At 73.4% G+C, this 13368-nt stretch carries 13 protein-coding genes; 8 read left to right on the plus strand and 5 right to left on the minus strand.

From position 1 onward, the window contains the following. Window positions 1-15: 15 nt before the first annotated feature. A complete protein-coding gene (locus ACLJPY_RS41535) occupies window positions 16-369 on the plus strand; it encodes a CU044_2847 family protein (protein ID WP_410596462.1) in 354 nt (117 codons plus the stop codon). A gap of 3 nt (window positions 370-372) precedes the next feature. On the opposite strand, the gene ACLJPY_RS41540 is transcribed toward ACLJPY_RS41535, so the two are convergent. Together ACLJPY_RS41540 and ACLJPY_RS41545 are read right to left on the minus strand one after the other, a co-directional pair. Then, window positions 373-1227 carry an SAM-dependent methyltransferase gene (locus ACLJPY_RS41540; protein WP_410596463.1) on the minus strand — a complete coding sequence of 285 codons (855 nt, stop codon included), beginning with the start codon at window positions 1225-1227 and terminating at the stop codon, window positions 373-375. A gap of 88 nt (window positions 1228-1315) precedes the next feature. Beyond that, a complete protein-coding gene (locus ACLJPY_RS41545; RefSeq protein ID WP_410596464.1) occupies window positions 1316-1510 on the minus strand; it encodes a hypothetical protein in 195 nt (64 codons plus the stop codon). 203 nt (window positions 1511-1713) lie between these two features. On the opposite strand from ACLJPY_RS41545, the gene ACLJPY_RS41550 reads away from it, so the two are divergent. Together ACLJPY_RS41550 and ACLJPY_RS41555 are read left to right on the plus strand one after the other, a co-directional pair. Continuing rightward, window positions 1714-2448 carry a sugar phosphate isomerase/epimerase family protein gene (locus ACLJPY_RS41550; RefSeq protein ID WP_410596465.1) on the plus strand — a complete coding sequence of 245 codons (735 nt, stop codon included), beginning with the start codon at window positions 1714-1716 and terminating at the stop codon, window positions 2446-2448. Further along, window positions 2445-3545, plus strand: coding sequence for a Gfo/Idh/MocA family protein (locus tag ACLJPY_RS41555; RefSeq protein ID WP_410596466.1), 1101 nt, complete (start codon window positions 2445-2447; stop codon window positions 3543-3545). Before ACLJPY_RS41550 ends, ACLJPY_RS41555 begins: the two co-directional genes overlap by 4 nt. Here ACLJPY_RS41555 and ACLJPY_RS41560 read toward each other — a convergent pair. After that, on the minus strand, window positions 3542-4129 hold the full coding sequence (locus ACLJPY_RS41560) for a TetR/AcrR family transcriptional regulator (RefSeq protein ID WP_410596467.1): 588 nt from the start codon (window positions 4127-4129) through the stop codon (window positions 3542-3544). The two genes, ACLJPY_RS41555 and ACLJPY_RS41560, sit on opposite strands and share 4 nt — an antisense overlap. Before the next feature lie 123 nt (window positions 4130-4252). Between ACLJPY_RS41560 and ACLJPY_RS41565 the strand changes: the two genes are divergently transcribed. After that, window positions 4253-5029, plus strand: a complete 777-nt coding sequence (locus ACLJPY_RS41565) for a DeoR/GlpR family DNA-binding transcription regulator (protein ID WP_410596468.1) — start codon at window positions 4253-4255, stop codon at window positions 5027-5029. Further along, complete coding sequence (locus ACLJPY_RS41570) at window positions 5026-6231, plus strand: MFS transporter (RefSeq protein WP_410596469.1); 1206 nt, start codon at window positions 5026-5028, stop codon at window positions 6229-6231. Before ACLJPY_RS41565 ends, ACLJPY_RS41570 begins: the two co-directional genes overlap by 4 nt. Here ACLJPY_RS41570 and ACLJPY_RS41575 read toward each other — a convergent pair whose 3' ends face one another. Next, window positions 6232-7212 (minus strand): cation diffusion facilitator family transporter, encoded by a 981-nt coding sequence (locus tag ACLJPY_RS41575; RefSeq protein WP_410596470.1) that lies wholly within the window; start codon window positions 7210-7212, stop codon window positions 6232-6234. Window positions 7213-7266: 54 nt separating this feature from the next. Between ACLJPY_RS41575 and ACLJPY_RS41580 the strand changes: the two genes are divergently transcribed. Further along, window positions 7267-7629 carry an ArsR/SmtB family transcription factor gene (locus ACLJPY_RS41580; protein WP_410596542.1) on the plus strand — a complete coding sequence of 121 codons (363 nt, stop codon included), beginning with the start codon at window positions 7267-7269 and terminating at the stop codon, window positions 7627-7629. Here ACLJPY_RS41580 and ACLJPY_RS41585 read toward each other — a convergent pair whose 3' ends face one another. After that, window positions 7630-8829 carry an SEFIR domain-containing protein gene (locus ACLJPY_RS41585; RefSeq protein ID WP_410596471.1) on the minus strand — a complete coding sequence of 400 codons (1200 nt, stop codon included), beginning with the start codon at window positions 8827-8829 and terminating at the stop codon, window positions 7630-7632. It lies immediately after the preceding gene. A 136-nt stretch (window positions 8830-8965) separates the two neighbouring features. On the opposite strand from ACLJPY_RS41585, the gene ACLJPY_RS41590 reads away from it, so the two are divergent. Next, window positions 8966-10399, plus strand: a complete 1434-nt coding sequence (locus ACLJPY_RS41590; RefSeq protein ID WP_410596472.1) for an SEFIR domain-containing protein — start codon at window positions 8966-8968, stop codon at window positions 10397-10399. A gap of 17 nt (window positions 10400-10416) precedes the next feature. Continuing rightward, window positions 10417-13356 (plus strand): DEAD/DEAH box helicase, encoded by a 2940-nt coding sequence (locus ACLJPY_RS41595; protein ID WP_410596473.1) that lies wholly within the window; start codon window positions 10417-10419, stop codon window positions 13354-13356. Window positions 13357-13368 lie beyond the last annotated feature (12 nt).

Here is a 13368-nt window from a genome sequence, read left to right on the forward strand (position 1 = left end):
AGTGAAGGAGATCCGGTGCAGGAGTTCGTGCGGTTCCCGCTGGCCGGCGGCGGTTCGGTGGTCGTCGAGGTCGAAGGCGAACCGGGCCTGGAACAGGCCTCGGCGCCATCGGGCGTGCTGCGCAAGGCGACCACGACCTTCGAGCACGCGCTGCGCGAGGTCCGCGAAGCCGCGGCCGCCGCGCTGACGCAGTTCCGCGACCTGGGGCCGGACGAGGTCGAGCTCAAGTTCGGCGTCAAGCTCGACGCCCAGGCCGGGGCGGTGATCGCACGCACCGGGCTGCAGGGCCAGTTCGAGGTCAAGCTCAAGTGGGTGCGGGACGGGGCCGTGCCCACCGAAGCGGCGCCGTCGGAGGAACCGGAGGAGTGAGGGCTACGGCTTGCGGCCGACGACCCCGGCGACGCACCGGGCCGAATCGCTGAGCGGCGTGAGCCGGGGGCCGTCCGGCCACCACTCGTCGCAGACCGCCAGGCCCGGCTGCGACGTCGCGTTCGGCTGGACGAGTTCGAGGCCGTCCAGCATCGCTTCGATCTCCGCGCGGGTGCGGAAGCGGCCGGCACCGAGCGGGCCGGAGACCAGGATCTGCTCGATGCGCTTGGCGATCGCGGTCAATTCCGGCACCTCGGGGTCGAAGAAGTGCGACAGCACCACGTACGAGCCCGACGGCAGCGCATCGATGTACGCGCGCATGATGTCGTAGACGCCGTCGCCCTCGCAGTGGTGCATCGTGCCCACCTGCAGCAGCGCGACCGGCTCGGAGAAGTCGATGTGCGCGAGGACTTCCTTGTCGCCCAGCACTTCCTGCGGTTTGAAGATGTCCGCCTCGACCATGTGCGTGAAGTCGTTCTCGACGAGCAGGGCCCGGCCGTGGGCGAGGACGACCGGGTCGTTGTCGACGTAGACGACCGTGTGGTCCTTGTCGATGCGCTGCACGATCTGGTGGGTGTTCTCGGCCGTCGGCAGCCCGGACCCGCAGTCGAGGTACTGGCGGATCCCGGTCTGGTTGGCCAGCATCCGCAAGGCGCGGTTGTGGAAGCCGCGGTTGCCGCGCGCGATGTCCACCGCTTCCGGGACCGCCGTGCGGATCTTGTCCATCACCACGCGGTCGACTTCGTAGAAGTTGCTGCCGCCGAGGAAACCGTCGTAGATCCGCGCGATGCTCGGCCGGTCGGGGTCGACCCCCACCGGCGTCTGGCTCGGGGACAGCACGGACGGCGCGTCGGACATGGCGACCTCGCAGGACCTTCGGCGGGCGGCGTTGGGCCACCCAGAGTAGTAGGTCGCGTCCGCGCGGTGAAGACGAGGTCGTCTCCCGCTACCCCGAGCCCCGAAGCCGCTGGCCGGGGATGTCGGCGGCACGCTCGGCGCGTTCCCGGCGCAGCCGCTCGAGGTGCTGGTCGATCCGCCGGTCGAGGTCGCGGGCGGCCTCGGACAGGTCCGTCAGGTCGCCACGGGACCCGGGGTGCCCGACGGCGGTCCACGTGTCCCGTTCGTCTCCTGCCCCGTCCACTCCCGCCACCTCCCGGATCGGCTCTGGCTGCCTGCTCTTGGCGTTACTGCCCCATCGGGCGGTGGGCAAAACACCGTCCGGCGCGAGTCGACGCACGCCGGACGGCGGACCCGCGGCAAAACCCCTGGTCACAATTTTGACCAGGTGGTAGAAATTGAGGAGCCGCGGCGGACGGCCGCCACGGGGAAGTGGAGCAGCCGGTGATGAGCGTGCCTTCCGTCCAGCTGTATTCGGTCCGCGACGGTTTCGCGGCCGATCCCGCCGACACCCTGCGGCGGCTCGCCGCGATCGGCTTCACCCAGGTCGAGCCGTACGGCGTGCTCGAGAACGTCGAGGCGCTGCGGGCCGGGCTGCCCGCCAACGGCCTGACCGCCCCGACCGCGCACGCGCAGCTGATCGGTGCCGATCAGCAGGCCGTCTTCGCCGCCGCGGCCGAGCTGGGCATCGGCCTGGTGATCGACCCGTACGTCCCGGCCGAACGGTGGCAGGAGGCGGCCGACGTCGCGGCGACGGCGGAGGCGCTCAACGCCGCCGCGAAGCTCGCGGCCGAGCACGGCGTCCGCGTCGGCTACCACAACCACTGGTGGGAACTGCAGTCCCGGCTCGACGGCCGCAGCGCCTTGGAGGTGTTCGCCGACCGGCTCGACCCGGCGGTCGAGCTGGAGGTCGACACGTACTGGGCCACCGCGGGCGGTGAGGACGCCCCCGCCCTGCTGCGGCGGCTGGGCGACCGGGTGCGGGCCATCCACGTCAAGGACGGCGGGCTCGCCACCGACGCCACCGGCCAGGTCCCGGCCGGGCAGGGCCGGGTGCCGGTCGCCGAGGTGCTGGCCGCCGCGCCGGACGCGCTGCGCGTGGTGGAGTTCGACGCTTTCGCCGGTGACCTCTTCGAGGCCATCGCCGCCAGCTTCGCCTTCCTGACCGGCGCGGACCGGTGACCGGCGGCCCGGTCGGTGTCGGGATCATCGGCACCGGCGTCATCAGCGGCACCTACCTCGAGAACCTCACCGCCTTCCCGGACGTCCGCGTGGTGCGGGTCGCCGACCTCGACACCGCCCGCGCGGCGGCCCGCGCGGCCGAGTACGGCGTACCGCGCTCGGGCACCGTCGCCGAGCTGCTGGACGACCCGGACGTCGAGCTCGTCGTCAACCTGACAGTCCCGGTCGCGCACGTCGAGGTCGGGCTGGCCGCGCTCGACGCGGGCAAGCACGTCTGGACGGAGAAGCCCCTGGCGCTGGACCGCCAGACCGGCCGCAAGCTCCTCGATCGCGCCCGGGAGAAGAACCTGCGCGTGGCGAGCGCACCCGACACCGTCCTCGGCGCCGCGCTCCAGACCGCGCGCCACGTCGTCGACGCGGGCCGGATCGGCCGTCCGCTCACCGCGCTGGCGCTGTTCCAGGTGCCGGGCCCGGAGCTGTGGCACCCCGCGCCGGAGTTCTACTTCCAGCCCGGCGGCGGCCCGCTGCTCGACATGGGCCCGTACTACCTGACGGCGCTGGTGCACCTGCTCGGCCCGGTCCGGCGCGTCACGGGCGCCGGCGGCCGGGCGCGCGACACGCGGGTCGTCGGGTCCGGGCCGCGGGCGGGGACGGAGTTCCCCGTGTCGGTGCCGACGACGGTCACCGCGCTCGTCGAGTTCGAAAGCGCTTCCGCCCAGCTGGTGCTGAGCTTCGACTCGGCGCTCAAGCGGGCCGGCGTGGTCGAGCTGACCGGCACGCTCGGGACGGCCGTGCTGCCGGACCCCAACCGGTTCGACGAGCCGACCCGGTTGCACCTGCTCGACCGGGACGAGCCGGAAGAACTGGCGCCGCAGGGGCACGCTGCTTCGCGCGGCACCGGCGCGCTGGAGCTGGCGCGGGCGATCCGGGCGGGTGTGCCCGAACGCGCGTCCGGCGAGCTGGCCTTCCACGTGCTCGACGCGATGCTGGCCATCGAGGAATCCATGACCCGCGGGCACAGCGTCGAAGTCGCGAGCACGGTCGAGGTGCCGCCGCTGCTGCCGCCGGGGTGGGACCCGTACGCGAAGACCCTCTAGAGCGGGACGGTGAGCAGGTTCTGCACGTAGAAGCGCAGCGAGCCGACCAGGTCGACGTCGCCGGGCACGGTCAGCCACTGCACCTGCAGGCCGTCCATCAGCGCGATGAACGTCAGGGCCGCCATCGCGGGGTCGACGCCGTCCCGGAGTTCGCCGCGGGCCGCGAGCGCGGTGAAGGACTCGTGCACGCCGTCGCGCGCGGCGCGGTAGTGGCGCAGGAAGTACTCGTGCGCCGGGTGGTCCGGGGCGACCGCTTCGGCGGCGAGCCGGGAGTAGAGGTCGACGATCCCGGGGTGGCGGACGTTGTGCTCGGCGAGCGCGACGAAGTGGCGAAGGAACTCGAGCCCGGGCGGCACGGTGAGCTGCTCGCGCTCGGAGTCCTCGGCGTCCCGGCGTTCGAGGACGGCGGCGAGCAGCGCTTCCTTCGTCGGGAAGTAGTAGAGGAGGCCGGCGTGCGAAATCCCGACGCGCTTGGCGATCTCCCGCAGCGACGAGCTGTGGTAACCGAGTTCGCCGTACGCCGCGGCCGCCGCCGTGATGATGTCTTCGCGGCGGATCCGGCCCTTCAGGTAGCCCCCGGTCACGGGGTCGCGGTGGTGTCGGCGGCGTGCACGGCCCCATCATGCCGCAGCGGTGGTTCGCACATGTGGCGTGAGCGAACGAACAAATCGGTTGTGCGAACGCGCCCGGATTGCGAACATCGCGGGGTGAAGAGCGCCGACCGGCAACGGGTCATCGTGGAGCGGTTGCGCGACGCCGACCTGGTGGGCGTCGCCGAGCTCGCCGAAGCGACCGGTGCGTCCGAGATGACCGTCCGCCGCGATCTCGACCAGCTGGCGTCCCGCGGCCTGCTGCGGCGGGTGCACGGCGGCGCGGTCCCGGCGTCGCCGTCGGGGGTCGAACCGCCGTTCGCGGCCCGCGCGACGACCGCGGTCGCGGCCAAGCGGGCCATCGCCGCGGCGGCGGCCGAGCTGATCCGCGACGGCGAGACGATCGTGCTCGACAGCGGCACGACGGCGCTCGAGCTGGCCCGGCTGCTGCGCGGGCGCCCGATCACCGTGATGCCGCTGTCGCTGCACGCGGCCCGCGAACTGGCGGAGGTCCCCGGCGTCCGGCTGCTGCTGCCCGGCGGCGAAGCCCGGCCGGGGGAGCAGGCCCTGGTCGGCCCGCTGACCCTGGCGTCACTGCGGGCGCTGCGGTTCGACGTCGCCGTGCTGAGCCCCTGCGCGTTCGGTCTCGATTCCGGGTTCACCGCCTTCGACCTGGGCGACGCCGAGGTCAAGCGGGCCGCGCTCGACGTCGCGGCCCGGGCGGTCGTGCTCGCCGACGGCGCCAAGTGGGGCCGCGCCGCGCTCGCCTGCATCTGCCCCGCCGACCGCGTCGACGTGGTCGTCACCGACCCCGGCGCACCCGAAGACCAGCGTGCCGCGCTGACCGAGCGCGGCGTGCTCGTGCACGTCGCCGTCCCCGTGGAGAACCGATGACCGTCCTGCCCCGCCCGCGCGCCGCCCGGTTCGCGACCTTCATGTTCTTCGGCCTCAACGGGTTCGCGATGGGCATGTGGGTGGTGCACATCCCGAACGTCGAGCGGGCGACGGGCATCTCGCACAGCACCCTGGGCGCGCTGCTGCTGGTGCTCGGCGGCGCCGCGTTCGCCGGCATGCAGGTGGCGGGCCCGCTCGTCGACCGGCTCGGGCACCGGCGGCTGGTGCCCGCCGCCGGCGTGCTGCTCGGCCTCGCCGTGTGCGCGCCCGGGTTCGCGACCTCGTGGTGGACGCTGGGCCTGGCGCTGATCCTCTTCGGCTTCGGCAACGGCGCCATCGACGTCGGGATGAACTCCCACGCGGTCGTGGTCGAACGGGCCTACCCGCGCCCGATCATGGCGGCGTTCCACGCGATGTGGTCGATCGGCGGCGCCATCGCCGCGGTCATCGGCGCGGCGACGCTCGGGGCGGGGGTGCCCACCGGTGTCACGCTCACCGGCACCGGCCTGGTGTGCGTGCTGCTGTCCGCGGTGGCCGCGCGGTTCCTGATGGAGCCGGCCGCGGCGCCGTCCGCCGAGGTGCCGGCCACCGCTTCTCCGGCCGGGCCGGAACCGGCGGTGCGCCGCCGGAGCCCGGGCCGCGCGGTCTGGCTGCTCGGCCTGCTGGCGCTGGCGCTGATGCTTTCGGAGGGCGTCGCGAACGACTGGGCCGCGCTGCACATGGAAAAGGTGCTCGGCACCTCGGCTTCGACGGCGGCGCTCGCGTACGGCGCGTTCGCGGTGGCGATGACGACCGGCCGGTTCCTCACCGACCGCGTCGCGGCCTGGGCGGGCCCGGCGGCGATCGTCCGGTACGGCGCGACGCTGGCCGCGGTGGGCCTGACCACGGCCGCGGCGGCCCCCTGGGTGCCGGTGTCGCTGGCGGGCTGGGCGTTGTTCGGGCTGGGCCTCTCCGGCGGCGTTCCGCAGCTGTTCACGGCGGCGGGCAACCTGGACACGCGGGCGTCGGGCGCGTTGATGGCCCGGGTGGTCGGCCTCGGGTACGTCGGTCTGCTGGCCGGACCGGCGCTCATCGGCGGGCTGACGCGGTGGCTGCCGCTGAACGTGACGTTCGCGGTGCCCGTGGTGCTGTGCGTGCTCGCGGCCGTGTTCGCCGGGGTGCTGAACCGGGAACCGGAGCCGGTGGAGCAGCCGGTCGGCTGATCAGTGGTGGTGGGCCACGGTTTCGTGCGCCCGGTCCGCCCCGGTGGCGGGTTCGGTGTGGACCACCACCGCGGTCAGCCGCGGGATCGTGTGCTGCAGCCGGTGTTCCACCTCGTGGGCCAGGGTGTGGGCGGCTTCGACGGTGAGGTCCGCCGCCACCGTCACGGCCAGCTCGGCCCGCAGGTGGTGGCCGATCCAGCGCATCCGCAGGTCCCGGGTGCCCAGCACGCCTCCGACGGCCCGTGCCGTCCGCTCGGCCAGCTCGACCGACGCCGGGTCGACCGCGTCGAGCAGCCGCCGGAAGACCTCCTTCGCCGTGTCGCGCAGGACGAACAGGATCGCGACCGTGATCCCGAGCCCGACGAGCGGATCCGCCGCGGGGAAGCCGAAGAAGACACCCGTGGCGCCCGCGACGACCGCCAGTGACGTGAAGCCGTCGGTGCGGGCGTGCAGCCCGTCGGCGACCAGCGCGGCCGAGCCGATCTCGCGGCCGACGCGGATCCGGTAGCGCGCAACGAGTTCGTTGCCGGCGAAGCCGATCACCCCGGCCGCGGCGACCACCCACGGGTGCGCGACGGGCTGCGGGTCGACCAGCCGCACCACCGATTCCCAGCCGGCGACCGCCGCCGAAGCCGCGACGACGAGCACGACGACCACCCCGGCGAGGTCTTCGGCCCGGCCGAGCCCGTAGGTGTAGCGGCGGGTCGCGGCGCGGCGGCCGAGCAGGAAGGCGATGCCGAGCGGGACGGCGGTGAGCGCGTCGGCGAAGTTGTGGATGGTGTCACCCAGCAGCGCGACCGACCCGGTGACCAGCACGAGCCCCAGCTGCGCGACGGCGGTCACCGACAGCGCGGCGAAGGACCCCACGAGCGCGCGCACGCCACGCCTGCTGGTCTCGAGGGCGTGGTCGACGCGGTCGGCGCTGTCGTGGCTGTGCGGCCGCCACCGCGAGTGGCGGTGTCCGTGTCCGTGTCCGGTCATGGGGTGAGTCTATCTGCGCAAGCATGCAGATACGCAAGTAGTAAGGTCATGACCATGCACACGTCGCTGCCGGAGTTCGACATGCCCACGGAAGAGCAGGTCCACCTGGCCGCGGAGTCGTTCCGCCTGCTGGCCGACCCGACCCGCATCAAGGTGCTCTGGGCGCTGCTGCAGGGCGAGTCCTCGGTGGCCTGCCTGGCCGAACTGGCCGGCGCGGCTCCGACGGCGGTCAGCCAGCACCTGGCGAAGCTGCGCCTGGCGGGCCTGGTGAAGGGCCGCCGCGAAGGCACGTTCGTGTACTACTCGGCGGCCGACAGCCACGTCCACGGGCTGCTGGCCCAGGCGCTGCACCACGCGGACCACGTGGACCGCGACATCCCGTCGGGCGACCACGCCCACGTTCCACGGTCAAGCTGATCACCGCCGGAACGCGACGGTGAGCCGGGCGGCCAGTTCCTCGGCGACATCCTGTCGCGAGCGGCGGAGCTCGTCGACGAGGAAGGCCTCTTCGGGGGCGACCCTGAGCCGCTCAGGAGGGTTGAGGGGCAGCGACGCGCTGTTCGCGGTGACTTCGGAGAGGTTGCCGAGCCGCGTCAGGCTCACCGGTTCCAACGCGATCGCCGGCGCGAAGCTGTCCGGGGCGGGAAGGCTGATCCGCAGGAGCAGGTCCAGCCGCTCGGTGAGCTTCGAGGTCAGGTCGGCGCGGTCGAGGATCCAGCCGATGTTCGCGCTGGGCAGCGCGAACCAGCACGTACGCTGGCCGCCGCGGAGCACCGCGAGCCCGCACTCGCCGGTACGCCAGTCCGTCGACACCGCCCACGCAGCATCGGCCGAAGAGCCCACGGAGATGGCCTGGGACTGCGAGAAGAGCCCGTCGGCCCGGGCCGACGCTGCCAGTTCGTCGCCGATCCGTTCCAGCTGGAGCATCCGGTAGCGCGTGAACGGTGAGGCGGGGATGAGGTGCACTTCGACCACCGGCCCCTGCGGCCGGAAGCCCGGTGGCAGCAATTCCGAGCGCCAGCTGACCGGAATACCGTCCGGGACGGCGATCCGGGCAGGCGCAGCACCGGACCGCGGCGGCAGGACCACACGGGGCCCGAGCGGCGGCGGGACGTCCCGCGGCTGCCGGGTCAGCACCCGCAGCAGCGACTCCGCCGCCTCCGGGGTGTTGGCCCGGACCTCGTACCGGTCCGCCGCGTTGGGCTGGAGGAACTTCGGGATCTCCTCCTTCCCGTGGCCGGCCAGGAGAACGGGCAGGATCTTCGCCGTCCACGTTGCGCGGTCGCCCTGGAGCAGGTCGCGCAGCAGGGCCGCTTCCGACTGGCCGCCCAGGTTCAGGTCGTCGGGACCGTTCCCGTCGCCCATCCGCCGGTAGCCTTCGGACGCGATCACCAGGACGTAGTCGGACTCGGTGATGCGTGCGGTCATCCAGGCCTGCCAGTCCCGCCGCCGGTCGGTCGCCCAGCGGTCGAGCACCACGTCGATACCGTGGCGCACCAGGAAATCGGCGAAGGTCAGCACGGCTTCGCGGTGCTGCTCGCTGTCGTGCGTGTAGGACACGAAGACCTTCGGGTGGTCCCCGGGCTCGTGGCTGTCGTACCGGTTCTCTTGCGCCATCGGAAAAGCCCTCGTCGTCGGCGGGAAACAGGACAATTCTTGGACAGTTGCCGCATTCGGTGCTGCCCCGTTCGCGATCATGAGAGGGTACTGGCCGCGGTGATCTTGCCGGGTACGGGTGGGGAAAGGGCAGGCGGTGGTGACGGAAGCGGGGACAGCCGTCCGCTCGCCGCGCATCTTCGTGTCCTACGCCGGCGATTCGCCGGAACACGAACGCGCGGTGCGCGAGTTCGCGACCTTCCTGCGCACGCAGGCGGGCGTCGACGCGCAGCTGGACGTCTGGTACGCGGATCGGCGGCGGGACTGGACTTCCTGGGCGATCGAGCAGCTCCGGCAGGCCGAGTTCGTGCTGGCCATCGCGTCTCCGCAGTACAAGCGCATCCTGGACGGCCACACGCATTCGGCGGCCGTCCCCGCGAAAGTGCTCGAGGCCGCGATGATCCGCGACAACCTCGTCCGCGCTCTGCCCGGGGAAACGCGCCGGATATTGCCGGTCGTGCTCCCCGGGCACGACGCCGGTGAAATCCCGGACTGCCTGTGCGGGCATTCGACGACCCATTACCCGGTCGCGGAATTCACCCTCGACGGCGTCCGCGAACTGCTGGCGGCGCTGGCGGGCACACCGCTCTACGAACTTCCGCCGCTGGCGGTCTTCGTCCCACCGGAACCGGCCGTCGCCCCGGTGATCGCGGGCGAGCCGCGCGCCGGAAGCCCGACGGCGTCCACCCTGACCGGGGGAGCCGAGGTCGAAATCGGGCGGCACCGGTACCTCGTCCACGCCGACACGCTCGAAGTCCGGCCGGACCAGGGCGGCGCCGCACCGGTGCGCCAGGCGCGGGCGTTGCGGTTGGGTGAGCCGCGCGAATACGTCTGGCTGCGGCAGGTCGAGCTGCGGCCGGGCCCGCCGGCCGCGGAAGCGGAGTTCCTGGCCCGTGAACACCACCTGCTCGGCGAGCTCCGCGGCACGGCTCCCGGCTTCCCGCCGCCCCGCGAGTTGGTCCGCGAAGGAGCCGTGGTGACGGCCGTGAGCGGCTGGCCCGCCTCGCGTTCGCCCGGTGGCCCGTGCGGCACCTTGGCCGAGTTCGTCCCGCACATCGGCGAGCCGATCGACGCCTGGCGAGCCCGCACGACGTTGTCGGAGCTGGCCGGGTTGTGCCGCACCTTGGCCGCCCTGCACGCGCGAGGCTTCACCCACCGCGCGCTGTCCCCGGCCGGGCTCATCCGCCGGGACGACGGCCGGGTCGTGCTGCGGGACCTCGGCCTGGCCGGGACGCCGTACCGGCCCGGCGAGGGGCCGTCGCCCTACCAAGCCGCCGAGCAGCGGCTGCGCAGCCGGGGCCGGCCCGGCCCGTGGACCGACGTCCACCAGCTCGCGGCCGTGGCCTACCACCTCGTCACCGGATTTCCGCCGGACCCGGCGATCCCGCTGCCGGTCCGCAGCGCCGCCGTCGGGCTTCCGCAGCGCGCCGCCGACGCCATCGACGCCGCGCTCGCCGCCGACCCGGCCCGGCGCCCCGGACTGCGTGCGCTCGGCGAGGCGTTCCGGACCACCGGCGATCGTCACCAGTGAGAGAAGGAGAAGCCGGTTTGCTCCAGGTCGTCCCCTTGCCGCACGGGCTCGTCCTCGTCCCGGGGAAGCCGGTCGACGCGCGGCTGCAGCGGCAGCGCCGGGACCACCCCGGGCTGCCCGCCGGCGTCGGCCAGGTGGCGGCCGACCTGGCCGCGCGGCACGAGGGCGTGCCGGCCACGCTGGGCGCGCCGCGGCGGCCGGGCGACGACTGGAGCCTGCTGCTGCACTCCCACACCTACGTGGTGCGGCTCTTCGCGACGAAGTACGGCGACGCCTACACGATCGCCGCGATCGACCCGATCCGGCTCGAAGACCACGACCGGCTCGCCCGTGGCTGCCTGCTCCTGCGCACGACCTGGCTCGTCGTGCCCCAGCACCGGGACATCCCGAAGGGTGCGTCCGCGCACTGGGACCGCATCCGCCGGGAATGGGCCGCCGTGGGCGGAAACCGGGACGGCGGTCATCCGGCGCCTCCCGAAGTCCCCGCGCACACCGAGTTCCTCGACCGGCTGGACCAGCTGATCGACACCGACCAGCGGCTGGCCGCGACCCGGTCGCAGGCGGCGCCGGCCTACCCCTACCGGGCCGTGGAACCGGTGGGGGAACGGCGGTACACCGGTTCGCCGGTCTACGACTTCCGCGTCGTCGGCGGGCGGCTGCCGGAGCGGGACAAGTTCGTGCAGCTGCGGGGCGAACCGGAGCAACGCGGTCAGGTGATCCGGACCCGCGGCGATGCGGTGACGGTCCGCTTCGACCAGCCGATCAGCTGGGAACGGCTCGCCCAGCAGGGCGAACTGGAGCTCACCGCCAGTGACGTCGTCTTCGCGAAGCAACGCGAGGCCGTCGCGCTCCTGCGGGCCGGCCGGACGCGCAACCGGTCCGTGCTGCGCGTGCTGGCCGAGCACCGGGTGCGCGCGTACCGGCCGGTTCCGGAGACGCCGGGGGAGGACCTCGACGAGGACCAGGCGGCCGCGTTCCGCAGCGCGCTCGGCGTGCCCGATCTGCTGGTGGTCCTCGGGCCGCCGGGCACGGGCAAGACCCGGACCATCAGCCAGATCGCGCGGGCGTGCGCACTGGCCCCGGAGCGGGGGCCGGTGCTCGTCGCGTCGCACACGAACCGGGCCGTGGACAACGTCCTGGCCAAGCTGACGGCGGACGTCGTGGCCATCCGGGTGGGCAACGAAGGCCGGATCGATGCGTCGGGCCGGCCGTTCCTGCTGGAACGCCGGGCCGCCGACCTGCGCGGCGAGGTGCTGGGGACCACCGCGGCGGCGCGCGCGAAGTACGAGCGGTTGCCGGCGGCCGAGCGGTGGGCGGGGGAACTGGGCCGCCGGATCGGTGCCCTCGGCACCGCGCTGGGCGCGGCACAAGCCGCCCGGGGCGGTCTGGCGGACGCACGACGGCATTTCGGCGGCCCGGCTCAGGAGCAGTTCGATGCCGCCGTCGCCGCGTTGTCCGGTCAAGAGGCGAAGATCGGCAAGCGGCGGGCCAAGGTGGACCGGCTCGCGCAGCGCGACCGGCAGGCGCGCCCGTGGCCGTGGTTCGCCGGGCTCGGAAGGGCACTGGCTCGACGGCGGGCGCGCCTGCTGGCCGCCCGCGGTGCCGAACTGGCGGAGCTCGGGAAGGGCGCCGACTGGCTTCGCGAAGCCGTGCGTGCGGCCGACCACGCGCTCGATCTGGCCACCGGACACGTGCCCGCCGTGCACGCCGCCCGGCACTCCCTGCACGAGGCCACTCGCCGGACAGAAGAGCGCCGGGCGGAAGCGATGGCCGCCGCGCACGCGGTCCGGGTCACGCTCGGCCCGGTGGACGTCCTGCCGGAACTGCGCGACGAGAGTGCCGAAGCGACCGTGCTGACGCTGGGCCGCCTGTACACGTGGCTCGGCCCGCGCCTGGCGCTGCTGCGCGCCCGGGCGAAGCTGCTCGACGAGTGGCACGAAGAGGCCTCGGGTGCGGTCGAGCAGCTCTACCCCGAGCTGATCCGCTACGCCGACGTGATCGGGGCGACCTGCATCGGCTCGGCGTCGCGCTCGGAGATCGCCGAAGTGGAATTCGACCTGGCCATCGTCGACGAAGCCGGGCAGATCGGCGTCGGCAACCTGCTGGTGCCCCTCGTCCGCGCCGAGCGGACGGTGCTGGTCGGCGACCACCAGCAGCTGCCGCCGTTCGTCGACGACGAGCTCGAAGCCTGGGCCGCCGGAAGCGGTGACCCCGCGCTCCGGGACCTGCTCACGAAGAGCGCGCTCGAGGTGCTCGTGGGCCGCCTGCCGGACAGCCACGTCGTGCGGCTGCGCCGGCAGCGCCGGATGCCGAAGGTCATCGCCGACTTCATTTCGGAAACGTTCTACGACGGGACGCTCACGACGATGGTGGAGCGAGACCATCACGACCCGATCTTCGCCGGCCCGCTGGCCTTCGTCGACACCTCCGGCCTCGCCGAAGCGCAGCGCGCCGAAACCCCGGCCCGTGACTGGGATCCGCGGTTGCCGGGCGGGTCGGTCAACCACGCGGAGGCCCGCCTGCTGGCCGAGCTCGCCGCGTTCTACCACCGCCGTCACGAGGAGTGGGCGCTGATCGTGCCGTACGCCGCGCAGGTGAAACTGGTCAAGGAGCTGCTGCGCGCGGAAATAGCGGACCAGGACACGATCGACACGAACGTGGGGACCGTGGACTCGTTCCAGGGCGGCGAACGGGACGTGATCCTCTACGGGTTCACCCGCAGCAACCGGGCGAACAACGTCGGTTTCCTGCGTGAGCTGCGCCGGGCGAACGTCGCGTTCACCCGCGCGAAGCAGCAGCTGGTGCTGACCGGCGACCTCGCCATGCTCCGGCTGGCCCGTGACGCGGACTTCCGCGAGCTGGCCCGGGCGCTGGGCCGGCACGTCGCCGCGGCCGGGGACGTGCGGCCCTACGCGGAGATCCGCCGCGTGCTCGACGACCTGCGGGACGTTTCGTGAGCGGGCGCAGGA

The sequence above is a fragment of the Amycolatopsis sp. lyj-23 genome (assembly GCF_046549135.1).
Classification (GTDB): Bacteria; Actinomycetota; Actinomycetes; order Mycobacteriales; family Pseudonocardiaceae; genus Amycolatopsis.

Bases quoted from the DNA above. Each gene is read 5' to 3' on its own strand.
- ACLJPY_RS41540 (WP_410596463.1), bottom strand. From the start codon at position 1,227: ATGTCCGACGCGCCGTCCGTGCTGTCCCCGAGCCAGACGCCGGTGGGG.
- ACLJPY_RS41550 (WP_410596465.1), top strand. From the start codon at position 1,714: ATGAGCGTGCCTTCCGTCCAGCTGTATTCGGTCCGCGACGGTTTCGCG.
- ACLJPY_RS41570 (WP_410596469.1), top strand. From the start codon at position 5,026: ATGACCGTCCTGCCCCGCCCGCGCGCCGCCCGGTTCGCGACCTTCATG.
- ACLJPY_RS41575 (WP_410596470.1), bottom strand. From the start codon at position 7,212: ATGACCGGACACGGACACGGACACCGCCACTCGCGGTGGCGGCCGCAC.
- ACLJPY_RS41580 (WP_410596542.1), top strand. From the start codon at position 7,267: ATGCACACGTCGCTGCCGGAGTTCGACATGCCCACGGAAGAGCAGGTC.
- ACLJPY_RS41585 (WP_410596471.1), bottom strand. From the start codon at position 8,829: ATGGCGCAAGAGAACCGGTACGACAGCCACGAGCCCGGGGACCACCCG.